The organism is Pseudomonas sp. LBUM1676 (genome assembly GCF_059695605.1).
This window is the reverse complement of record NZ_CP166777.1, coordinates 3,962,384-3,983,507: the sequence shown is the minus strand read 5'-3', so window position 1 is coordinate 3,983,507 and position 21,124 is coordinate 3,962,384. Positions and strand designations below refer to the sequence as shown.

At 57.8% G+C, this 21,124-nt stretch carries 21 protein-coding genes; 4 read left to right on the top strand and 17 right to left on the bottom strand.

Annotation, left to right across the window (positions count from 1 at the left end):
• Window position 1 precedes the first annotated feature (1 nt).
• From icmH to ACA041_RS18345, 10 genes are all read right to left on the bottom strand, one after another.
• Window positions 2-715: a type IVB secretion system protein IcmH/DotU gene (gene icmH, locus ACA041_RS18390; protein ID WP_497435260.1), complete on the bottom strand. Its 714-nt coding sequence runs from the start codon at window positions 713-715 to the stop codon at window positions 2-4.
• Entirely contained in the window at window positions 712-2,055 is a 1,344-nt protein-coding gene (tssK, locus tag ACA041_RS18385; RefSeq protein WP_497435256.1) for a type VI secretion system baseplate subunit TssK, read from the bottom strand. Before tssK ends, icmH begins: the two co-directional genes overlap by 4 nt.
• Window positions 2,048-2,806 (bottom strand): type VI secretion system lipoprotein TssJ, encoded by a 759-nt coding sequence (tssJ, locus tag ACA041_RS18380; RefSeq protein WP_497435252.1) that lies wholly within the window; start codon window positions 2,804-2,806, stop codon window positions 2,048-2,050. Before tssJ ends, tssK begins: the two co-directional genes overlap by 8 nt.
• A 23-nt stretch (window positions 2,807-2,829) precedes the next feature.
• Window positions 2,830-5,433, bottom strand: coding sequence for a type VI secretion system ATPase TssH (gene tssH / locus ACA041_RS18375; RefSeq protein ID WP_497435248.1), 2,604 nt, complete (start codon window positions 5,431-5,433; stop codon window positions 2,830-2,832).
• Window positions 5,430-6,500, bottom strand: coding sequence for a type VI secretion system baseplate subunit TssG (gene tssG / locus ACA041_RS18370; protein WP_497435245.1), 1,071 nt, complete (start codon window positions 6,498-6,500; stop codon window positions 5,430-5,432). Before tssG ends, tssH begins: the two co-directional genes overlap by 4 nt.
• Complete coding sequence (gene tssF / locus ACA041_RS18365; RefSeq protein ID WP_497435242.1) at window positions 6,464-8,296, bottom strand: type VI secretion system baseplate subunit TssF; 1,833 nt, start codon at window positions 8,294-8,296, stop codon at window positions 6,464-6,466. The genes tssG and tssF overlap by 37 nt, the downstream gene beginning before the upstream one ends.
• Window positions 8,296-8,778, bottom strand: coding sequence for a type VI secretion system baseplate subunit TssE (gene tssE, locus ACA041_RS18360; protein WP_497435239.1), 483 nt, complete (start codon window positions 8,776-8,778; stop codon window positions 8,296-8,298). The genes tssF and tssE overlap by 1 nt, the downstream gene beginning before the upstream one ends.
• Before the next feature lie 25 nt (window positions 8,779-8,803).
• Window positions 8,804-10,306: a type VI secretion system contractile sheath large subunit gene (gene tssC, locus ACA041_RS18355; RefSeq protein WP_497435236.1), complete on the bottom strand. Its 1,503-nt coding sequence runs from the start codon at window positions 10,304-10,306 to the stop codon at window positions 8,804-8,806.
• 10 nt (window positions 10,307-10,316) lie between these two features.
• Window positions 10,317-10,850: a type VI secretion system contractile sheath small subunit gene (gene tssB, locus ACA041_RS18350; RefSeq protein WP_150816351.1), complete on the bottom strand. Its 534-nt coding sequence runs from the start codon at window positions 10,848-10,850 to the stop codon at window positions 10,317-10,319.
• 70 nt (window positions 10,851-10,920) lie between these two features.
• The gene (locus ACA041_RS18345) at window positions 10,921-11,661 is read right to left on the bottom strand and encodes a hypothetical protein (protein WP_497435232.1); all 741 of its coding nucleotides are present in this window, start codon (window positions 11,659-11,661) and stop codon (window positions 10,921-10,923) included.
• Window positions 11,662-12,349: 688 nt separating this feature from the next.
• Between ACA041_RS18345 and ACA041_RS18340 the strand changes: the two genes are divergently transcribed.
• Window positions 12,350-14,512, top strand: coding sequence for a M48 family metallopeptidase (locus ACA041_RS18340; RefSeq protein WP_497435229.1), 2,163 nt, complete (start codon window positions 12,350-12,352; stop codon window positions 14,510-14,512).
• Window positions 14,513-14,627: 115 nt separating this feature from the next.
• Here ACA041_RS18340 and ACA041_RS18335 read toward each other — a convergent pair whose 3' ends face one another.
• The 7 genes from ACA041_RS18335 to ACA041_RS18305 form a co-directional block, all read right to left on the bottom strand.
• Window positions 14,628-14,828, bottom strand: a complete 201-nt coding sequence (locus ACA041_RS18335; protein WP_497435227.1) for an immunity protein Tsi6 family protein — start codon at window positions 14,826-14,828, stop codon at window positions 14,628-14,630.
• On the bottom strand, window positions 14,737-14,961 hold the full coding sequence (locus tag ACA041_RS18330; protein WP_497442111.1) for an immunity protein Tsi6 family protein: 225 nt from the start codon (window positions 14,959-14,961) through the stop codon (window positions 14,737-14,739). Before ACA041_RS18330 ends, ACA041_RS18335 begins: the two co-directional genes overlap by 92 nt.
• 138 nt (window positions 14,962-15,099) lie before the next feature.
• Window positions 15,100-15,396: an immunity protein Tsi6 family protein gene (locus tag ACA041_RS18325; protein WP_497442110.1), complete on the bottom strand. Its 297-nt coding sequence runs from the start codon at window positions 15,394-15,396 to the stop codon at window positions 15,100-15,102.
• Window positions 15,397-15,416: 20 nt separating this feature from the next.
• A complete protein-coding gene (locus ACA041_RS18320) occupies window positions 15,417-15,746 on the bottom strand; it encodes a hypothetical protein (protein WP_497435225.1) in 330 nt (109 codons plus the stop codon).
• A gap of 7 nt (window positions 15,747-15,753) precedes the next feature.
• Window positions 15,754-16,359: a hypothetical protein gene (locus tag ACA041_RS18315; protein WP_497435220.1), complete on the bottom strand. Its 606-nt coding sequence runs from the start codon at window positions 16,357-16,359 to the stop codon at window positions 15,754-15,756.
• A gap of 47 nt (window positions 16,360-16,406) precedes the next feature.
• The gene (locus ACA041_RS18310; protein WP_497435216.1) at window positions 16,407-16,964 is read right to left on the bottom strand and encodes a hypothetical protein; all 558 of its coding nucleotides are present in this window, start codon (window positions 16,962-16,964) and stop codon (window positions 16,407-16,409) included.
• 7 nt (window positions 16,965-16,971) lie between these two features.
• The gene (locus ACA041_RS18305; RefSeq protein WP_497435212.1) at window positions 16,972-17,982 is read right to left on the bottom strand and encodes a hypothetical protein; all 1,011 of its coding nucleotides are present in this window, start codon (window positions 17,980-17,982) and stop codon (window positions 16,972-16,974) included.
• A 187-nt stretch (window positions 17,983-18,169) separates the two neighbouring features.
• Between ACA041_RS18305 and ACA041_RS18300 the strand changes: the two genes are divergently transcribed.
• Genes ACA041_RS18300 through ACA041_RS18290 form a run of 3 tightly spaced genes read left to right on the top strand, consistent with a single transcriptional unit; the run spans window position 18,170 to window position 21,123 of the window.
• On the top strand, window positions 18,170-20,023 hold the full coding sequence (locus ACA041_RS18300; RefSeq protein WP_497435208.1) for a type VI secretion system Vgr family protein: 1,854 nt from the start codon (window positions 18,170-18,172) through the stop codon (window positions 20,021-20,023).
• A gap of 12 nt (window positions 20,024-20,035) precedes the next feature.
• The gene (locus tag ACA041_RS18295; protein ID WP_497435204.1) at window positions 20,036-20,617 is read left to right on the top strand and encodes a hypothetical protein; all 582 of its coding nucleotides are present in this window, start codon (window positions 20,036-20,038) and stop codon (window positions 20,615-20,617) included.
• 38 nt (window positions 20,618-20,655) lie between these two features.
• Window positions 20,656-21,123, top strand: coding sequence for a DcrB-related protein (locus tag ACA041_RS18290; protein WP_497435200.1), 468 nt, complete (start codon window positions 20,656-20,658; stop codon window positions 21,121-21,123).
• Window position 21,124 lies beyond the last annotated feature (1 nt).

Below are 21,124 nucleotides of genomic sequence, written 5' to 3'. Positions count from 1 at the left end.
CTCAGGCACTGAACAGCTGGCTGATTTGTTCGGACAATGCGGCGACGTCCTTGGCCAAGAGCCAGTCCAGCGTCAGGTAAACCCCCACGCAGACCAGCGCAATCAGCGCCAGGTAGAGCCAGACGGGCACTTCATGGCGCAGCATCTGCGACACCTGGTCGGGCAAGGCCCAATCGGGCGAGAGCGCCTTGGGCGTCTTGCGGTACCGCGCGATGTCCTGGCCCAAGGTGTTGGCCAGGTAGCGCAACTGGTCTTTCTGGCCGAGGCTGAATTTGCCTTCGAAACCCAGCGCCAGGCACAGGTGGTAAACCTCGAGCACATCCAGGTTCTGCTTGACGTCGCTGCGCAACGAATCGATTTTCTCGAAGAAGCCTTCGCCGGCCAGGTGCACGCCGAAATAGCGGAACTGCAACGGCTGCAGTTCGAAGTGGCGACGCAGATCGTTTTCCCCGGAGCGCAACACGCTTTCGTCGAGGAACGCGCACAGGGCGTATTGCGTGTCCTTCACTTGTTCGACGCTGTAGTTGGCGCTGCGGGCTTCGCGTTCCAGGGTCGAGAAGAAGGCATCGATGCTGGCCTCGAAGGCGGTGACCGAAGTCACTTGCCGGCCCTTGCGCACGATCAGCGCCATGCTGATGAAGTCTTGCACCAGGTCTTTCAACAGCGGTTTTTCGCTGGCGGTCGCCACGGCGCCTTGCATTACGGCTTCAGTCATTTGAGTACCGCCATCAGTTCAAGCTTGAGGTTGGTGAAGGCGCTGGGCGCATAGAAAGAGATGGCCTGGGCCTCCATCATGCGTTTATAGACCCGGCCATGGGGCTCGATGGAGAAGTAGTGATTGTCCAGGCGCACCGGAATCGCATTGGGCAGGCGGGTCGAGTGGTTGAGCGTGACCCCGGGCATGGCGCTGTTGACCACCACTTCGATGTCTTCCGGGGAGCCGACCTTGAATGCCCGCGGCACCAGTTCCAGCAGGCTGGAGCCCGGCATGTCGGCGTGCACCGAAATATAGAAATCCGCCTCGACCAGTCGCGGATCGAGCAACTGCCCCTGCCAGTACGAAGGCTTGGTCTGGGTCAGGTTGATCACCACGCACTGGTTGGGCACGACGTTGTCGAGCAGCACCCGAATCATCTCGTCGAGCTTGACCAGGGAGGCCGCCGGGTCGTGGTGGTCGTACTCGGGAATATCGTTGAGCCGGGTATCCAGGGAGAACGTCAACAGGCCACCGGCGAGTTCCGCCAGGAACAGGTACAGGCGCTCGGGGTGCAGGCGCGGGTGGGCGAGCAGGTGCGCCAGGCCCGGGTGCGCACGGTTTACTGTATTCAGCAGCCAGAACAGGGTCACGTCGCTGGAGCCGAACTCGGCAATCTGATCGGCGCGTTCGCGACGGCGACCCGACAGCGCCTTGCTCTTGGATTGCAAGGCACCGAGCAACCGCTTGCCAAGACCGATCAGGGTTTCGTGGGTGCCGACATGCAGGGTCGGGTGCACGAAATGCGCGTCGAGGTTGAAACCGCCGATGTTATTGCGCGACAGCCGGGCGATCGGGCACCAGGTATAGCCATCCAGCGAGTCGCCGTCGATCAGCATCACCACGTTCAGGCGCAGGCTGGTGATTTCGTTTTCCAGGTCGCCTTCGTTCAGGTCCGGCAAGGTATCGAACTGCTTGCGAAAACGCCGTGCGCTTTTTTGTTCCTGGCCGTCTTCGACGTAATTCATGCCGAAGGGCTCGGGCAGTTTCAGCGCGGCGTAGACTTTCAAGTCGTTGCCCTTGAGCAGGTCCTTCAAATCACGGGCCGCCGGCAGCGGATCATGCTGCGGTGCGTCGTACAGGCTGCCGTCGGGAAACACCAGCTTCAGCCTTTTGAGCTGCAAGGAGCCATTGGCGAGGGCTTCTTCATCGACCTGCAGCATCTGCACGCCCCAATGGAAGGGCGTGGTGCGCAGCGTCGATTCCGCCAGCTGATGCTGGTGGAACTCATCCTGGTATTGGAAATGCTGTGGCAAAAGGAACATGCCTTCCGACCACATCACCCGGCTTTGCTTACTCATGAACGCCTTCCAATAAAGAGTTTAATTTCGACTCCGTGGCTTTTTGCGCGGAGTTTGTTGCCGTGTCTTCGGCCTGCTGCAGGGCAGCGTCCTGGACGCGCTGGGTCATTGTTTTGTCCTTCGGCGGGTCGGGCAGGGCAGAGGCCTGGGCGAGCTGCGCTTCAGTCTTGGGTTTGTTCAGCACATCGACGCCACCCATGGCGGCGACCGTGTTGTTGTCCACCAGCACCCGCAAGCCATTGGAGGAAAACCAGATGCCATCCTTGCGCAGCGAGTTGGCGTCAAACGCAACTTTCCAGCGGCTGTTTTCGTCCGAGCGGAAAAAAGCGGCGACGCCGACATAGCCCGTGGCCTTGTTCAAAGGCCAGGTGTCGACCTGGCCCATGCCCGGCAGCAAGGTGATTTCACGGTTTTCCAGCAGCGTGTTGCCCAGGGCTTTTTGCGGGTCGTCCCACAGGGTGTCGGCGTCGATCGAGGAAAAGCGCTCCAGCGACGTCAGCTGGTACACGCGAATCACCACGGACAACGGTTTGCCGGACTCGTCGGGATTGAGCTGGTTGCCGCCGTCGGAGGTCAGGATCACTTTCTCGTTATCGTCGAACAGCATGTCGCCGGCCCAGGTATCGTCGACCCGCTTGCCGATCCGGTCGGTGACGCCACAGGCGCTCAGCGCCATCATCATTGCCACCGCGATCAGGCACTTTGCCAATGCTGGCTGCGCTGCACGCTTCCCTGTCTGTCTGTTATCCATGACGGTTACCTGTAAATGCACGATCAGCTCAAGCGACAGGCGAAATCGCCGTCGCTGTCCATCTCGATGTTCAAACTCTGGATCGGTTTGTCCTGCGCCATGCGCTCCAGGACCTGCTGGGCAAGTTCCGGCATCAGGGTCTTGGACAGAATGTTGTCGATGTTGCGCGCACCGCTGTCGACCTCGGTGCAGCGCGCGGCTATGGCCTTGACCAGCGCATCGTCGTAGGTGAGGACGGCTTGATGATTGCGCTCGAAGCGCTGGCGGATGCGTTCGAGTTTGAGCCCGACGATGCGCTCCAGGATGGCGTCCTTGACCGGGTAGTAGGGGACGATGGTCAGGCGGCCGAGGAAGGCCGGCTTGAACACCAGGTTCAACTCGTCGCGCAAGCCTTCGACGATTTCGTCGGGAGTCGGCTGCTGCCCGGCGTTCAGGCACCACTGCATGATGCGTTCGGTACCGGTGTTGGACGTAAGTATGATCACGGTGTTGCGGAAGTTGATCTCCCGGCCTTCACCGTCATCCAGCACACCTTTATCAAAGACCTGGAAGAACAGTTCGAGCACGTCCGGGTGGGCTTTTTCCACTTCATCCAGCAACACCACGCTGTAGGGTTTGCGCCGCACGGCTTCGGTCAGCACGCCGCCTTCGCCATAGCCGACGTAGCCCGGTGGCGAACCCTTGAGGCTCGATACCGTGTGGGCTTCCTGGTACTCCGACATATTGATGGTGATGAGATTACGCTCGCCGCCGTACAGGGTGTCGGCCAGGGCCAGGGCGGTTTCGGTCTTGCCGACGCCGCTCGGACCGAGCAACAGGAACACGCCGATCGGTTTGTTCGGGTCTTCCATGCGCGCGCGGGACACCTTGATGCGCTTGCCGATTTCCTGCAGCGCGTGGTCCTGTCCCAGCACCCGTTCGCCCAACAGCGCGGGCAGGCGCTGGACGGTGTCGATCTCGTCGCGCAGCATCTTGCCCAGCGGGATGCCGGTCCAGCCGGAGATCACTTCGCCAATGGTACCGCCGTCCACCAGGGCGTGCACCAGCGGTTGTTCACCCTGGACGCTGGCGAGCTCGGCGCGTACGGCGGCAAGCTCCCGGGCATCGGGGGCGTGGTTGTCCGGATGGTTGAGCGCGCCGAGTTTTGCCACCAGTTCCAATTCGCGCTGCCACTGCTGCTGCAGAGCGTCGCGACTTTGCTGCCCTGCCTGCAACTCGGTGTCCAGGGTCGCCAGGCGGCGGCTATGGTCGCTGCCCTTGGCGGCTTCCTGCTGCAGTACCGCGATTTCGGCCTCAAGGTTATCGATCTGCCGCTTGCAGTCTTCCAGCGGCCCCGGCTGCGCCGATTGGCCCAGGGCGACCCGCGCGCAGGCGGTGTCGAGGACGCTGACGGCCTTGTCCGGCAACTGGCGCCCGGTGATGTAGCGATTGGACAAGCGCACGGCCTGCACCAGCGCTTCGTCCATCACCGTGACCTTGTGGTGATCCTGCATCTTGCCCAGCAGCCCACGCAGCATGTGGATCGCCTTGTCTTCGTCCGGCTCCTCGACCTTTACCACCTGGAAGCGTCGCGCCAGTGCAGCGTCTTTTTCGAAGTACTTCTTGTACTCGGCCCAGGTCGTCGCCGCGATGGTGCGCAGTTCGCCCCGGGCCAGGGCTGGCTTGAGCAGGTTGGCGGCATCGTTCTGCCCGGCCTGGCCACCCGAACCGATCAGGGTGTGTGCTTCGTCGATGAACAGGATGATCGGATGCAGGCTGCGCTTGGTTTCTTCGATGACCGACTTAAGACGGTTTTCGAACTCGCCCTTGACCCCGGCACCGGCCTGGAGCAAGCCCAGGTCCAGGGTATGGATGGCCACGTCTTTAAGGACCGATGGCACGTCACCCTGAACGATGCGCAGGGCCAGGCCTTCGACCACGGCGGTTTTACCGACGCCGGCTTCACCGGTCAGGATCGGGTTGTTCTGGCGGCGGCGGGTCAGGATGTCGACCATCTGCCGAACCTCGAACTCGCGGCCGAGCACCGGATCGATCCGGCCTTCGCGGGCACTTTGCGTCAGGTTGATGGTGTATTGATCGAGGGCCGGGGTCTTGCCGTTGCCTTTTACCGTGCTGCGCACGGCGCCATCGGCCCCTGCCAGGGGCTTGGCCTGTTGTGACTCGGCGCTGCCTTCGACCAGCGCGCCGAGGTTGACCCGCAGGTCGTCGGCGTTGATTTTTTCCAGCTCCGGGGCGGAGGCGATCACCACCCGGCGCAGCTCGTTGTCATCCAGCAACGCCTGCAACAGGTAACCGGTGCGAATCTGCCCCTGCCCGAACTCGATAGAAGCCAGCACCCAGGCCTGTTCGATCATGCGCGTGATGTGCGGCGACAGCGCCGGGGTTCGGGTATTGCCTTTCTTGAACGTGCCCAGCGCCGTCACCAGCTGCGCCTGTAGGCGCTCGGGCACCACGTCGTAGTGACGCAGGATGGCCGGCAGGTCGTTGTCGTTGCTGTCGAGCAACTGCAGCAACAGGTGCTCGATTTCGACGTCGTAGTGCTGCTCCGACAGGCACAGCGCCGCGGCGCTTTCGGTGGCGGTGCGGCTGGTGTCGTTCAACTTGGCAAACAGGGACTTCAGGTTCACAGGGAGACCCCATCGAATGGAATATGGAAGAGGGCGCAACGGGAGGGTTCCACGTCGACGCCAGGGCGTTTGAGCCAGCCCTGCCAGCCCAGCGACACGTTGCCCTGGCGCCCGAGGCGGGCAACAGGGACGGCGGCGGGCTTGAGCCTGGGCGCCAGCTGGAAGTCCAGTTCGGCGCCGACATAGAAGCGCACCAGTTCCACCAGTTTCTGGTAGTCCGCGGTGCCGGGCTGGAAACGTTGGTAATCGGCCAGCTCCAGCGGGCCGATCTCGATGCGCACGCAGGATTGATAGTCCCAGACCCGGTTGCCGGCGACGGCGCTTTGCCCCAGCACGGCGTTCTTGCGACCCAGCTGTGTGCATTGACTGGCGTCGAGTTTCAGCCAGCGGCCGGCAAACGGCTTGACCTTGAACGGCAGCGAAAAATAGAAGCCGAGCATCACTTGGAAGTTCAGCGCGTTGCGCGGCTTTTGGGCGAACAGGCCGGAAAAATAGCTGAACAGTTCGCGCCGCAGCGGCGAGCCTTGCTTGTCGAATTTCTGCTTCTGCGCCTCGGGCCCGAAGCCCACCAGATTGAGCAGGTAACGATCGAAATCCGAGGTGCCGTTGCGTTCGTATTCGATGTAGAACTTGTATTTTTGCCAGGCCTCGTAAAACAGCGTGGTCATGCGGTGCGAGAAAATATCGAGGAACGCATGGGCGGCGTCATCCCGGTACTGGATATGTCGCTCGATCAACAGCTCGGTGTACGGGCGCGGCAATACGCCGGACGGCCCGACCAGGCCCATGAAGGTGACCTGCACTTCGGACAGCGGCAGGCCGGCCGCGGACACCTTGCCTTCGCGCTCGAACTGCAAGTCGCTGACTTCACTGGCAGGGAAGTTGAGCGACAGCTGCGAGCGAAAACGCAAAGGGTCTTCGTGCGGGCGAGTGTCCAGGTCCATGCGCCCGGTTCTGCTGTAATGCAGGCGGAGCAAGCGCACCAATTGGAAAAACTCGAATCGGTGCGGCTCAGCCCGTGCCTGGTCGATCAGACCAGGGGTTGATCGCCGGTTCGCGGTGGCCATTGGACGACTCTCTTTTCGCGCTGCAAGGTGCGAAGGGTTAATTGGGTAAAACTGTTCATGCTGCAGTACTGGCCAAAGAAGTGGTCCAGCACCATGCCGAACAAAAACACACCGCTGCCGGTGTATTGGCTTTCATCGAAATTCAGGGTAATGCCGACCCCACGCACGAAGTTCGGACGCGGGTGGCCGATACGCGCCACCACCGGCTCGCTGCTGACCGAGACAATGCCGTTGATCTGCTTGCGGATCGCCGAGACGTTGCGGTAGTTGTAGAGCGACAGCAGCTCCAGCAGCACTTCGCGGCCCTGGGACACCAGCGACATATGGTTGAGCGAGAGGTGCGAGATCAGGCGCCAGATCACGCCGTTGCCCAAGGGCACACGAACCGTGGCGGTGGGTTTGCGCAAGCAGCGGATGTCCTGGATCACCGAGTTGCCCGGGATATTGAAGTCCCCGCGCTCGCCGCCGAACGGCAGCATCAAGGGCAAGTCGCGGTTGCTGCAGGTCAGGCGCAGGCTCAAGGTGTCGTTGCTGGAATTCATCAATTCCAGCTCGCGGTCCACTACGCGGATGAACACGTCCGAGCCGTCTCGCTGACGGGACTGCACCGGACGGCGCCGGGCGATCCAGAAACTGTTGCCGGGACCCTGGTCGCCACGGGGTTCGAAGAACGGGTGGCAGGTCCCGACCTGATCGATGCCGCCGACCTTGCGCACCCGGCGCACACGATCGATGGACACCACTTCCGCCGAGCCTTGCAGGCGCACATCCGGCGTCACCGCATACTCGTGCTGGGCGTGGGTCAGGGTGATCGGTTCGGCCTGCTGGCGGAACAGGTTGATGATCGGGGTGCAGTTGAGCTTGAAGTTGTTGCGCCCGATGTTTTGCGTCAGGCGGGCCAGGCGATCGCTGAGGTCGTAATCGCAAAAGTAGACATTGACCTCGACCTTGTCGATCTCCACGCCCGCCAGGACCCGGGCAAAACCCGACAGGTCGAAGAACATGAACTTGTCCGGGAAGGTGAAGTACTCGTGGAGCAAGCGATAGCCCAGGAACGAGCGCTCCGAGTAGTCCACCAGCCCTTCGTCGAGGCCATAACCCACGGCCTTCAACGCACCCGCCGGCAAGCTGACCTCGCGGCTGCGTCCCTGGTCTTCGAAGCTCAACGTGACCTTGGCCAGGTTGTTGAACAGCAACTCGTAGAGTTGCAGCATCAAAGTGCTTTCGCCATCCAGGAAGAAGCGCAGGCTGTCCAGCTGCATCTTGCCGAACATCACGTCGGAGGTCGCCGCCAGGCCGATGCGCAGGCGCGCGACCAGGTCGGCGCTATGACCGTTGAACGCCGAGCGTTCCATTTCGATAAACGAGGCCTGTTGCACCGCCACCGGCCACAGTTCCACCGGGTAGCAAGTGCGGAATTTGCACACCACGCCATCGATCGGGTTGGCATGCAGTTCGGTATGGCGTTCCACGCGAAAGGCTTCGGTGACTTTCACCTGCTTGCCCAGGTTGAACTCGACGATCGACATCGACGGTGTAGGGCGCAGGTAATGCGGGTAGAGCACTTCGAGAAACGACTCGACGATTTCCGGCAGCTCATCGTCGAGTTTCTTGTGCACCCGTGCCGACAGGAACGAGAAAGCCTCGATCAGGCGCTCGGTATGCGGGTCTTCGCAGTTATCGCCCTCGATGAGCAACCGCGAAGCAATCTTCGGGTACTGGCTCGCAAACTCCTGGCCGAGAAAGCGCAGGTGCGACAGTTCCTTTTCGTAATAGGGCAGCAGATCGTCGAGCATCAGTTGAGGTTCTGCACTTTGTATTCCTGGGTATTGACCTGCAGCACCGCGTCGAAGGAAACCTGACGGGTGATGTCCTGCAGGCGCAGGACCGCGTCCACGCGAAAGGTCAGCATGCGTTGGCCGGTCTGTTGGGCGAGCAGTTGCACCTTGACGCTGCGAAACCGCCGATCTCCGACGGAGATCGCCTTCTCCAGTTGGCGTTGAATCAACAGGCGATCCTGGGGGTCCAGCACACTGCGGCTGGTGAAGTCCGGCATGCCGTAGTCGAGGATGGTCCCGCCCAGATTGACGAAACCTTCCAGCTCGTTGGCGACCAGGGACTGGCGCGTGTTCACCAGTACTTCCAGGTCGCGAACGATGCTGGCCTTGTAATCGGCCAGCGAACACAGGCGTTGCGATGACGCTTCCATGGACTGATGGGGTAGATCGTCCAGCAATCGATCCAGCAGTGACGGCAAGAGCCTGTGTTGACTACTCATATTGCATTCCTTGCAATGGGGTCGATCAGCCGCGAGTCGATTGCGGCAATTCGGCAACCAGACGCAGCGAAGCGGTCAGTTCGTCCAGCTGGTAGTGCGGACGCAGGTAGGTCACGGCCTTGTACACGCCTGGCTTGCCCGGAACCTCGAACACTTCGGCACGCGCCTCGCGCAGCGGGAACTTGGCCTTGGCTTCCTGGCTCGCGGTGTCATCCAGCAGCACATAGCTCGACAGCCACTTGTTGAGGAACATCTCGACGTCCTTGCGCGAGGCAAAGCTGCCGATCTTGTCGCGCATGATCGCCTTCATGTAATGCGCGATGCGCGAGGTGGCGAAGATGTACTGCAACTGCGCGGACAACCGGGCGTTGGCATTGGCGATGTCGGTGTTGTAGTGCTTCTGCTTCTGCGTCGACTGGGTGCCGAAGAAGGCGGCGTAGTCGGTGCCCTTGCAGTGCACCAGCGGAATGAAGCCCAGGTCCGACAGCTCTTTTTCACGGCGATCGGTGATGGCGATCTCGGTCGGGCACTTGAGGGCTATTTCGCCGTCATCGGTCTTGAAGGTGTGGGTCGGCAGGCCTTCGACCAGACCGCCACCCTCGACGCCGCGAATCGCCACGCACCAGCCGTAACGGGAGAACGCGTCGGTGACCCGGGTGCCCAGGGCATAGGCGGCGTTCATCCACAGGTATTTGTTGTGATCGCGGCCATCGACGCTTTCAACGAAGTTGAATTCCTCGACCGGCGTGGTATCCGGGCCGTAAGGTAGGCGACCCAGCACGTGGGGCAGGGTCAGGCCGACATAACGCGAATCTTCGGAGGCACGGAACGACTTCCACTTGGCGTATTCGACGGTGTCGAAAATCTTCGCCAGGTCCCGCGGGCCGGACATGTCGGTAAACGAATCCCAGCCGAACAGCTCAGGCGAGGCCGCCGAGATGAACGGCGCGTGGGCCGCGGCGGCGACATGGGAAATCTCTTCGAGCAGGTACATGTCTTCCGGGCTGCGGTTGAACTCGTAGTCACCGAGCAACATGCCGAACGGCGCACCACCGAAGGTGCCGTATTCTTCTTCGTAGATCTTCTTGAACAGCGCGCTCTGGTCGAATTCGGAGGCCGACTTGAGGTCGCGCACCAGGTCTTTCTTCGAGGCGTTGAGCAGCTGGATCTTCAGCGTGGTGCTGGTCTCGGTCTGGTCGACCTGATACTTCAGGCCACGCCAGGACGCTTCCAGCTGCTGGAACTCGCGAGCGTGCATGATTTCGTTCATCTGCTCGGAGAGCATCGCGTCGATTTCGGCGATGCGCGCATCGAGCACGGCAATCAGGTCCTTGCTCGGCGTCATCTCGCCTTCCAGCACCTGGCTGACCAGTTCGCCGATCAAGTCGCGGGTCCGGGTGCGCTCGGTCTCGGAGCGGGCCACGCGGCTTTGCGAGATGATGCTGTCGAGGAGCGAGGATTGCGGGGCGAAGTTTTCCACTTCAACCAGATCGCTGTCCTGTTGAGTCACGGTTTGCTTGTCGTTCATCTTCAGGCTCCTACTCTTTGCCATCGGTGGCGGGAACAGCGGCTTCGCGGCCGAATTCCTTGCCCAGCGTTTTCAGTTTCTCGGTGTTCTGCAGCACGTCCATGAGCAGCTCTTCGAGCTTGTCGTTGCCACCCATCTTGTTGCGCAGGTCCGCCAGCTTGTTGCGCACTTCCAGCAGCTTGCGCAGTGGTTCGACCTGCTTCACCACGTTCTGCGGTTCGAAGTCTTCGAGGGCGTTGAAGTTAAGCTCCACCCCCAGTTGCGTGCCGTTCCTGGCCAAGGTGTTGTCGACCCGATAACTCAGGCGCGGCTTGATGCCCTTGAGCACGCCGTTGAAATTGTCGCGGTCGATGAAGATGAACTTGCGGTCCTTGAGCTTTGGCAGCGGCTCCAGCGGGTTGCCGGAGAAATCGCCCAGCACACCGACGACAAAGGGCAGCTCTTTCTTTTCCTGAGCGTCACCGATATCCACGTCGTAGGTGATATGGACCCGAGGCGCGCGGACGCGGTCGAGTTTGTGCTGGGTACTTTCCTTCTTCGCCATCGTGATCTCCTGGTGCGAACAAATTCGCTGCAAGTCGTTTGCGTGTCGGCTCAACTGTTGGCCTGGCGCGTTACATTCCTTCGATCGTCAGCAGAAGGCGCTGACGGATTTCATCGTTCATTTCGATAATGTTCTGGTGTCCCACCAACTCTTCGAAGCTGGTGTTGCCGGCGATCTGGGTGCTGCTGCGGATAACGGATTCGTCAGGCAGTTCGGCGCGTACCGGTGAGCCAATGACGCAAAAGGGCAGGTCGCCAAAGTCCTTGAGCCGCTCGAAACTCAGGGGGAAACGCAGGCCTTCGAGCACCCGGCCCACGCCCGGCGATTGGCTCAGGCAGTAGAACAACACCAGGTAGTGCACGACAAAGCGGTGCAGTTCGGCGCTGCTGCGATTGGGGTCGTTGATGACGGTGCGAAAGCGCGCCAGGTCAAACGAACTGAAGCCCACCACCCAGCGCACGGGGCTGGTGATGCGAATGGTCTGGCCGCTTTGCGCGAGTACTTTGTCGTACTCCAGCGCGAACAGTTGCGGGGTGGTGCTGAGCAGGTTGAGGGGCACTTCCAGTTCATTGACCAACCGGAAGGGGGTCGCCGCACCGATGCGGTCGTAGAGCTCCTTGAAGTGGTGCTGGGTCTCCCGGCCGCTGCTGCGCTGCGCGCCTTGCAGGTACTCACCGAAGAACGTCTGCGGACGGATCAGCAATGCCAGGGTCGCCAGATAATCCGCAGCCTGCGCCTTGAGCGCATCGGAAATGGCCCGGGTCTGGCTGCGCAATCTGATCAGTGCTTCAACATCAAACGTTTGAGTCATCGGTACATCGTCCTTGAATCTTCACGCCGGCTTCCCGAACAAATACGGGAAGACGTGAAGAACTACGAATTTCTCGGTACAACACCTGTGCTTAGTGCATTTGCCGATGTTTCGACATCACAAATTTGCACTTCCAGGATCAATTGGGAGCAGGGTGGTGGCACATAGGCATTGAATAGCCACTAGCGACGTATATGGCAACGTTTCGCATGGAAAAGTTCACACGGGTGCGGATTTTTTCTCGTTTTTGATACAGGTCGCAATGATGTCTGCGGGCCACCATCCGCATGGAAATGCTGTAGGAATGGTCCGAAAGCCAGTGAATACAATGGTTTCAGCCGGGAAATGGATCCAATTTTTAATCTGAAATAAAATCGAAAAAGGTGAACCGGTTCACCAAAGAAGGCAATTTTGGCGAAAGAAAAAATAAAACAGCGGGCGAGATCGATTTATATGTCAGGAGTAATGGCAAAGCAGACCTTTTACGAAACGCATGGTGTGTTCCGACGCCGTGGTCTTTTGAGGTTACATATTACCGCCATCGCGGTATAACGCGCTTGTTCAACTGCGCACCCAAGGTCTTTTTCCCGGTGGGTTGTGCAAGCGCGCAAGGGCCTTCGGGCGTTTGTTAAATGGAATTTGTGCTCGCCAGGGATAGTAAGAGCGACGCAGCTATCGAGCCCATTCGATGAAAAATATCAGACTCATTGCCGTACTCATTGTCCTGCCGCTGTGCCTTAACCTGATTGGCGTCTGGGAGCTGCAACGCAGCACCGAGCGCCATAGCCAATTCGCCGAAGCCAGGGCTGAGCTCGGCGTCATACGTCCCCAGCTCGAAGCGATGGCCGCGCGGTCGGGCTCGCGTTCGATCCAGGTCGATATCGATGGTCAAAGGGTGGGCGTCGAACTGGCCTTGTCCCGCCTCACTGAAGCCGAAAAAGAGTTGAGCAGCCTGCAACCCTTGAATGCGCTGATGAACAACCTGGCCATCGGTGTCATCGTCCTCGGCCTGCTGGCCGCGCTGGTCGGTGCGCTGGGCCTGTTCGGGCTGGGGTGGGCTGGTGTGCGTGCCAGTCGTTCCCGGGAACAGCTGTTGCGCACGTTCACCCGGGTCAGCCGGGTGCTGCCTTACCTGCTGGTGGGACACATCGTGACCATGGGCGCGGCGGTCGCGGCCATCCTTGGCTTCGAAGCGCTGGGGCTGTGGCACGCGGGGAGAATGTCCTCCGGCGAATTCAAGCTGATGGGCATCGCGCTGGTGGTGATGCTGGGCTGCCTGTATTCGATCTGGCAGATGGGCAAGCAGCTGCGCGTGATGCTGCACATGTTTGAATCGACGCCAATGCCGGTTCTCGGCCAGGTCGTCACCCCCGAACAAGCGCCGGCGCTGTGGGCCTATGTCCGCGATCTGGCCGATCAGCTCGGCGCCCTGGCGCCTGAACACATCGTGCTGGGCATGACCGAGGGCTTTTACGTCACCTCCAGCGACGTCAATCTGCTGCCCTCGGACACCGCGCTCAAAGGCCGAACCCTGCACGTGCCGATGCTGTACCTGGGGTTGCTCGACCGTGCGGAAACCAGCGCGGTGATCGGTCACGAGCTGGCGCACTTCGCGGGCGCCGATACCGAGTACAGCCAGCGCTTCCTGCCGATCTACGATGGCATCGGCCGCAGCCTGGGCGTGATCGGCGAAACCATGCAGCAAAGCGACCTGCTGCAACGCTCGATCTTGCGCCCGGCCTTCATGCTCGGCATCTACTTCATGGAGCGTTTCGATCATGCGGTGAACCACTGGAGCCGCGTGCGGGAACTGGCCGCGGACGCCGCGGGCGCCCGGTTGGCGGGAAATATCGCCGCGGCGTCGGCCTTGCTGCGCATCTCCGCCATCGACCCGCTGCTGCAAGAGTGCGTGGGCACCCATGTCGGTCATGCTACCAACCCCACGGAACACGCCCTGACCCGCGACCTGCCGACCAGCGTGTTGCATGAGCTGGCGGCCCAGCCGCTGACCTTGCCCGAGGAAGAGCTGGCAACTCGCTTGCCGCACCCGACGGACACTCACCCGTCCAACGGTGAGCGCGTGGCATCATTGCAGGTGTCACTCGATGAAGCCGTGAGCCGCGGCACCCGCCCCATAGTCGCAGCACAGGCCTGCGCCGCGATGGATCAGTATTTTGCCGACCCCCAGGCCTTGCGCCGCCGCGTCACCGAGGACTTCCTCAATCACTACGTGACGCAGGATGTGGCACTGGTCGAGGAGTTGCGTACCCATGCCAGCCAGGCTACCGAGGAGGTGCGGCTGCACGAAGGTGCGCGCGTTCGCGGCTGGATCAGCCTGGTGTTTTTCGGCGCGCTGATGGTGGTGGGCCTTGGCTTGCTGGTGTGGTCGCTTCTGTTCCCCGAAGCGGCAGGCAGCAAGAAGGGCGTGTTGCTGGCAGCGGGCGGCGTGCTCACCGTCATGATGGCCTGCATGCTGCCGATGTCTTTGCGCCTGCTCATGCGGGCGGACAAGACCGCACTGCTGCTCACCCCCGAGCACTTCGTGTTCGCCAACCTCAAGGCGCCACTGCCCATTCAACACGTCGCGGATTTCGGCCTGCGGGTGGGGCAGGGTGTGCATTTGAATCTGCTGCTCGAAGACGACGCGCCCATGCCTGAGCAGAGTTCACGCTCGTTCTTTGCCCCTGATGTGAAGCTCGACAAGAAAAAACGCTGGGTACAGTTGCAACTGATGCAGTTCTGCCGCGACGACAGGAAACTCAAGGAGAAGGAGCTGGCGGAGCTGATTGGTACGTACCTGAACGCGGGGACTGCGCGGCATTTGTTGCAGCAGCGATTTGAGCAGGCGTAGGGGAGGGGGATTGCGCTGGCAGTGCATTGAGCAAGTGGCGTCCTATTTTTCAACAGCTGCAACGCTGACGGCGCCACTGTGTAAATCGACCGAGTGGCCGAGGCTGCTGGCAGCACTACGTGCGAGGTAGGCTCTCCGGCGGGAGCCCGTTTGGCGGCTGGATTTTCAGGCCTTGTGCTATCTGCTCTGCGATCCATGAGGCAATCGCCAGTGCTTTAGCCAGCTCAGGATCTTCGCCGTCGAATTCCTTTTCCGCCCAGGCGCCAATAGTCAACTGGTGCAATCTTGCTTTGTCTGTTTCGACACCGAGCAACACGTTTTTTGATGAACTCGAGTTGAATTAGACAGCTTGAGTAAGTCTGGAAAGCCGGGCAGCCGTTGTGTCTCTGGGTGGTGATCTCTATCGCGTTGTCGATGTAGTCGATGTAGTCGATGGCGGTTATCGGCATTTTCAAAATAGGATTCCTTTCGACTTGATTGGTTTAGCGTTTGTATTGACGCCTGTCAGCACTGAGCGGTCTTGGGATATTGGAGGGCGCCAAGTTGTTTGAGTCGTCCAGAAAATTCCGCTCTAAAGATCGGCTGACTCATTCAGGTAGCTGGATTTTCAGGCCTCGTGCTGACTGAATCGCCAGGTAATACACATCCGAAAGCACTCGAGCGAGCTCAGGATCATTTTCTTGAAACTCCTTTGAGGCAATCGCTCCTATGCTAAGTCGATGAAGCTTGGATTTGTCTGTTTCGGAACCGTCAAACACAGCTTTCACATACCTTAATTGTGCAAGCACTAACTCATAGATTGTAAATTGTGGGCACCTATTGCGCCTGGACGTTGTGACAGCTATCGCCCGCTCGACGAACCCCAAAGGCGTTGTCGGCCTCATAGCTTCGTTGGATTCTGTGCTCATTCAGGCCTCGATCCGCTGTTCTTGTTTGTTTCCATCTGTGCCTTGAGCCGACGCAGTGTTGGCGATTCTCCGCCTGTCAGTTCGATTTTAAACTCCGCAAACGCATGCTCGAGCTCGGGGTACTGCTGAAGCCCGTTTTCGGTGAACAAATGGCGCCCTGGAATATCTCGCCACTCCATTGGGGTCAGGATCTGGCCACGTTCTGCCAGGGTCAATAGCGGCTCCAACTCCTCAGGCAATTGCGCCGCTGCAGGATTTGTTGATTTCAGCGCGTCAATGGCTGCACGTAACTGCAACGCTTTTTCTTTAAGTGCTTCGGTGTTCATACGGCGCCTAATAAGGCTTCTCCGATTGTTGTATTATTGTTTTCTGCGTGGGGTTTGTCCTTCCGTCCACCTGTATGCACACTTCCTGGTTGCCGATCATTTTACAAGGCCAGTTGTCATTGATGTAGCGAGTAGGCTTAAAACACGCATTCTTGTCGTTCACCCAGAATAGTTGCCATGCCGATCCTGAAATCAGGAGTTTTGGGCATGGGGTATAGTCCCTGTAGAGAAGGATTGCAGTCGTCAGGATTGCAACTGTGGGGACAATGTAAATTAAGGTCTTGATGGATAGGTAGATCATCAGCTCTTGGAGTCGATATAGAAAAGATTTTCTGGGAGGGTCGAATTTTTTTCCAGTCCAAGCAGCAATGCACGCAGCTACAAACGTTACCACTGTTATTGGTGGTGCCATCAGAAGGCAGAACGCTAAATAGGGTGTTTCTATAATAGGTGCGTTTCGGTGAAGACGTCCATATAAGGGGAGTATGTATTCCCAAAGCACGTATGCGGTAAAAATTCCTAGGGCCACAGCAGATAAAATAACTAGTAGCGCGATAAGTCTGAGTTTTAAGAGTGGAATGGTGGATTCTGGCGTAGGTTCTTTATTATTCATTGACGGCCTGGTTTAATTTGGCTCATCACGTGCTATGGTAACTGTTTTCACCTTCCGTCAACCTGTATGCACACTTCCTGATTGCCGATCATTTTGCAAGGCCAGTGATCATTGATATACCGAGTAGGCTTGAAGCACGCGTTTTTGTCATTGACCCAAAATAATTGCCATGCAGAGCCTGATATCAGTAGTTTTGGGCAGGGGGTGTAGTCTCGGTACAGCAACGTGATCGTGGTCAGGATCATAATCGTTGGTACAACATAAATTATTGTCTTGACGGAGAGGTACATCATCAGCGTTTGGAATCTATGAAGAATGGAATTATTTGGTGGGTCAAATTTTTTTCCAGTCCACGTGGCAATGGAGGCTCCTATAATGCCGAGCAGAACGGCAGGCGGCGCCATAAGCAGGCAAAACGCTAAATATGGAGTTTCTACAACGGGGGCGCTCCGGTAAATGCGCCCGTAGAGTGGTAACACATGTTCCCAAAGCCAATACAGCGAAAAGGCCCCAGTCAGGATCATGAAAAAAACAAATGCCAGAGCGCTGAGTCTAAAGGCTAAAGGAGACATTGCAACTACAGGCACGCCTGAATCGTTATTCATGGGTAACCTAAAATTTAGGAAGCTTGAAGCTTGAAAGATTGGGTAGTTCTGGAAGTTTTGGCCAGCTGGGTAACGGAAGATCCCCGGGATGAACTTTTCGGAGGATCCAGGACTTTGTCTCATCGTATACCTCGTCAATGAGCTCTTGCATGATGCTGGCGGCGACTTTCTCAGTGTAAATCTGTAAATCTTTAGCGCTAATTCTCGTTGCTTGCTCATGAAGCAGGCTTATATTTTCCACAGCATAGCGCATTCCGGATTTTACACTGTTTTTAATTCCATAGCTATTGTCCAGTGCATTCAGGCCAATGCCTATGCCGAATACAACAACTGCACCAATTATGGCCGGAAATGCGGCGGCAGTAATAATAGTTCCTGCCACCAATGCAATTGCATATCCAATCGCAGACGCAATGCCAGCTTTGATTAACTCAACACCGACACCCGCGAACAGATCTGAGAGCACCGCCTCATCGTTGAATACCCATTCCAACGCCTCTATACCAACCCCTACGAGACAAGAGATTTTAAAGCCTGTTACTGAGGATCCACGAATACCATATTTGCCAATGCCGACTTCAACTAATTGAGCATTTCGAATCGCATAACGAGTTCCCTTCAATCGCTGCCGCAACCCCGGGTAACCGGTCAGAATTACATATTGCTTCCCGTTTTTAATCGAGATTCGAATTTTGGTTCCTAGCCCCCCAATATCACTGAGCAAGCGGCTGATGTTATACGCATCATAGGCGCCTAACGCAGATGGCACTCCCCAGTTAGTGTTGACGAACGGATGTACGGTGGCATTGTAAATGGATTGAGCGCTGCCGCTGAGACCATCCAGCATGCCCGGCTGCGTTCTGGAGCAGATTTGTGGTGGCTGTGTACCAAGACCGGAAGAGGCATTGCGTTCGGCCACTATGGCGTTCGCATCGTCCATGCTCAAGACGACCATTTCGCGTTGGTTAGCGTCCATGTCCCGGTCCAACTGATTGAGTTGAGTATCACTCAAGCTCATGGCGAACTCCCTGTATGCATGTCTGCTCGCCTTGCGTGGCAAGCGCCCGTGCAGCAGGGTGCACTGAGTACAAAATAAAATCAAACAGGCGAAGTGCCATCACGCCAGGGTGTATCGTTACCTTGACAAAGAACTTTCAAGAGGTTTCCATCGCGGGCTTCAGGCTAAATTTTGCAGGATGCAACGAATGATATCGGACCTCATCGGACAGATTACTGCCCAGAACAAGCGGCTCATCACATTCGACTCCCCGTTGCCGCCCGAGCAGGAGCTCATCCTGGAAAGCTTTGGCGGTGAGGAGGGGCTTTCGATTCTGTTCGAATACGAATTACAGCTCTTGTCCACCGACGCAACAATAGAACTTAAAAAGTTAATCGGCAAGAAAGTTTCCATGGAAATTACCTTGGCCGATGGTGGTACCAAAATAATTAGCGGACATTGTTCGCATTTTAATCATGTCGGGGCTAATGGTGGCGTGGCCAACTACGTGGCCAAAGTTGTGCCTTGGTTGTGGATATTGAGCAGGCGTCGCGATTCACGTGTTTTTCAAGACAAAACGGTTGAGGAAATCATCACGGAGGTATTTGCCTATTATCTCAGTCTGGCGAATCATGAGTTTAGGCTGAATCGCACATTAAAGCCTATCAGTTACTGTACTCAGTATCAGGAATCAGACCTGAATTTTGTGCTTAGGCTAATGCAGCAGGAAGGCTTGTTTTTCAATTTTGAGCACAGTAAAGATGGCCATCGATTGGTCATTTTTGACGATAGTCTCAATTTCGGCCCTCTGCCGGACCAACCGTCCATCCGCTTTCACACGGCCTCCGTTACTGAAGAATTTGACTCCATTACCGAATGGTCATCTCAGCGTACTTTTCATTCTACGCGGCTGTCATTGAAATCGTTTGATTACAAACAGCCCAGATTCTCTAATCAGGTCCAACTCGAAACCATTGCCAAGCAAGGTGACGTGGGTCAGTACGAAGTTTTTGAGTACGAAGGCCTGTACGGTTATTCGGATCCACAGCATGGTGAGCAAATTGCACGCAATCGCCTCGAGGCGATGGAAGTACAAGGGAAAACGTTCCAAGGTAAAAGTAACTGTCGTGCGATGCAGCCGGGATACTACTTTGAGTTGACCCAGCATTACGATCATGACACCGGAACCGTGGATGATCGACAGTTTCTACTGTTGAACGTCAAGCACTTCGGGCGTAACAACTATTCTGGCGGTGGAGAAGCGTTCTACCAAAACCAGTTCATTTGTATACGCCGCAAAATCCCATTCAAGCCGCCACTGAGCACGCCGAGAGCTTTGATCAGTGGCCCCCAAACCGCCATCATCGTTGGTCCTCCGGGCGAGGAGATCTACACCGACGAACTCGGCCGCGTAAAAGTGCAATTCCACTGGGACCGCTACGGCGAGTTCAACGACAAAAGCTCCTGTTGGGTCCGCGTCGCCCAGTCCGGTGCCAGCGGTGGCTTTGGCAGCATCCTCATTCCGCGCGTTGGCGATGAAGTGGTGGTGGTGTTCCTCGACGGCAACCCCGACCGCCCGCTGATCATGGGCAGCCTCTACAACAGCCAGAACATGCCGCCGTGGTCGTTGCCGGCGAACAAGACGCAGAGCGGGTTTTTGACGCGGTCGATGAAGGGCGATGGCGGCACGGCGAACTTTTTCCGCTTTGAAGACAAGGCCGGCGCCGAGCAGGTTATCGTGCATGCCGAACGCAACATGGACACCGAGATCGAGGTCGACGAGATCCATAGCGTTGGCAGCAATCGCACGATCACAGTGGGTGGCACGCACACTGAAACGATCAAGAAAGACACGGTGATGAATGTCCAGGAAGGCTCGCTGACGATTCAGGTCGACAACCAGTTCATTCAGGTCAATGCCAAGCAGCACATCATTCTTCAAGTGGGGGATAGCAGCATCACGCTCACCCCGGACGGCATCGAGATCAAAGGCAAGGCGATCACCACGACCAGCACGGGTACCACTCAAATCACGGGCTCCGAGGTTCGGGTCAATGACTAGGGAAACATGTCCATGACCAGAACCAGTATCTACGACCGTATTTCCGCGAAGCGCATAGCGCAGGAGGAAGCTGCGCGTCTTGCGCAGCAGGATGCGCCGATCATTGAGCGAGAGCCCGAACCGGAACCTGTGCCTGTCGTTGCCTTGCAAGACACGCCCAGCAGCTTCAGCTTCGGTGGTTTCAATCTGGCTTTTCCTGCGGGTTTTAATTTCCGCGATATCCAGACCACCCTGGAGCATGAAGGCGAGTCCGTCATCTTGGCGATCAAGCGCCGAGATGTGCAGCAGGGTCAGGTTTTGCAGGATCTTTTCGAGACCTCGATACAAACCTTTCGCACGCTTTATCCGGATTTGCGCATCATCCGTCAGCGCGATTGCAGCGTGGCCGGTAGTGCGGCGAAGTGTGTGGATTTCCATTTCAAGATCGGCCACGCCGATCGCCACGCACGCCTGGTGGGCGCCATTGTGCCTGTTGCCGGACATGACGAAGTGCAATGGCTGAGCATTTCCTGCGAGATTGATCCGAGCAAACCTGTACTCAGCCTCTGGCTGGTGGATTTCGACAGCATGCTCGACCGCCTTGCACTTCGCTGAACGCTAATTTTTTTAATGATTTCAGGAATTTACATCAAATGGATTATGAGTTGCAGGAAGGCAGCATCGCGTTGCCGCAGGGTTTCCAGGACCGCACGGTCAATATGTTTGTGCTGGGGGCGAGCATTCCTGCGCCGTTGAGCATCACCATCTCCAGAGACATGCTACTACCGGCCGAGGCGCTCAAAGCCTACGTAGACCGGCAGGTAAAAATGCTTGCCTCCAAGTTGCGTGGCTATACCTTGCTAGGCAAAAAGGCGGTCGAGCTTTCGAGTTCGGCACCGATCGAAGGCATCCAGATCGATGCGTATTACATGACTGATGGTCGCCCGTTCTATCAACGCCAGGCGGCGTTTCTGATCGAGCCAGGACGCGCCATTATTTTCTCCACCACGGCCCAGGCGGACTTCAGTAGCGAGCAGAACCAGAACTGGGCTGACCTGCTGGCTAGCTTCCAGCCGCGCCAGCCCGGCGTAACCAAGACCGACTCCAGCGAACAGGAGTAAC

Coding starts and splice junctions, on each gene's coding strand:
- ACA041_RS18320 (WP_497435225.1), bottom strand. CDS start 15,746: ATGAACACCGAAGCACTTAAAGAAAAAGCGTTGCAGTTACGTGCAGCC.
- ACA041_RS18310 (WP_497435216.1), bottom strand. CDS start 16,964: ATGAATAACGATTCAGGCGTGCCTGTAGTTGCAATGTCTCCTTTAGCC.
- ACA041_RS18295 (WP_497435204.1), top strand. CDS start 20,036: ATGACCAGAACCAGTATCTACGACCGTATTTCCGCGAAGCGCATAGCG.
- ACA041_RS18290 (WP_497435200.1), top strand. CDS start 20,656: ATGGATTATGAGTTGCAGGAAGGCAGCATCGCGTTGCCGCAGGGTTTC.
- tssG (WP_497435245.1), bottom strand. CDS start 6,500: ATGGCCACCGCGAACCGGCGATCAACCCCTGGTCTGATCGACCAGGCA.
- ACA041_RS18315 (WP_497435220.1), bottom strand. CDS start 16,359: ATGAATAATAAAGAACCTACGCCAGAATCCACCATTCCACTCTTAAAA.
- ACA041_RS18325 (WP_497442110.1), bottom strand. CDS start 15,396: ATGAGGCCGACAACGCCTTTGGGGTTCGTCGAGCGGGCGATAGCTGTC.
- tssC (WP_497435236.1), bottom strand. CDS start 10,306: ATGAACGACAAGCAAACCGTGACTCAACAGGACAGCGATCTGGTTGAA.
- ACA041_RS18340 (WP_497435229.1), top strand. CDS start 12,350: ATGAAAAATATCAGACTCATTGCCGTACTCATTGTCCTGCCGCTGTGC.
- ACA041_RS18330 (WP_497442111.1), bottom strand. CDS start 14,961: ATGCCGATAACCGCCATCGACTACATCGACTACATCGACAACGCGATA.
- ACA041_RS18305 (WP_497435212.1), bottom strand. CDS start 17,982: ATGAGCTTGAGTGATACTCAACTCAATCAGTTGGACCGGGACATGGAC.
- icmH (WP_497435260.1), bottom strand. CDS start 715: ATGACTGAAGCCGTAATGCAAGGCGCCGTGGCGACCGCCAGCGAAAAA.
- ACA041_RS18345 (WP_497435232.1), bottom strand. CDS start 11,661: ATGACTCAAACGTTTGATGTTGAAGCACTGATCAGATTGCGCAGCCAG.
- ACA041_RS18300 (WP_497435208.1), top strand. CDS start 18,170: ATGATATCGGACCTCATCGGACAGATTACTGCCCAGAACAAGCGGCTC.
- tssB (WP_150816351.1), bottom strand. CDS start 10,850: ATGGCGAAGAAGGAAAGTACCCAGCACAAACTCGACCGCGTCCGCGCG.
- tssJ (WP_497435252.1), bottom strand. CDS start 2,806: ATGGATAACAGACAGACAGGGAAGCGTGCAGCGCAGCCAGCATTGGCA.
- tssF (WP_497435242.1), bottom strand. CDS start 8,296: ATGCTCGACGATCTGCTGCCCTATTACGAAAAGGAACTGTCGCACCTG.
- tssK (WP_497435256.1), bottom strand. CDS start 2,055: ATGAGTAAGCAAAGCCGGGTGATGTGGTCGGAAGGCATGTTCCTTTTG.
- tssE (WP_497435239.1), bottom strand. CDS start 8,778: ATGAGTAGTCAACACAGGCTCTTGCCGTCACTGCTGGATCGATTGCTG.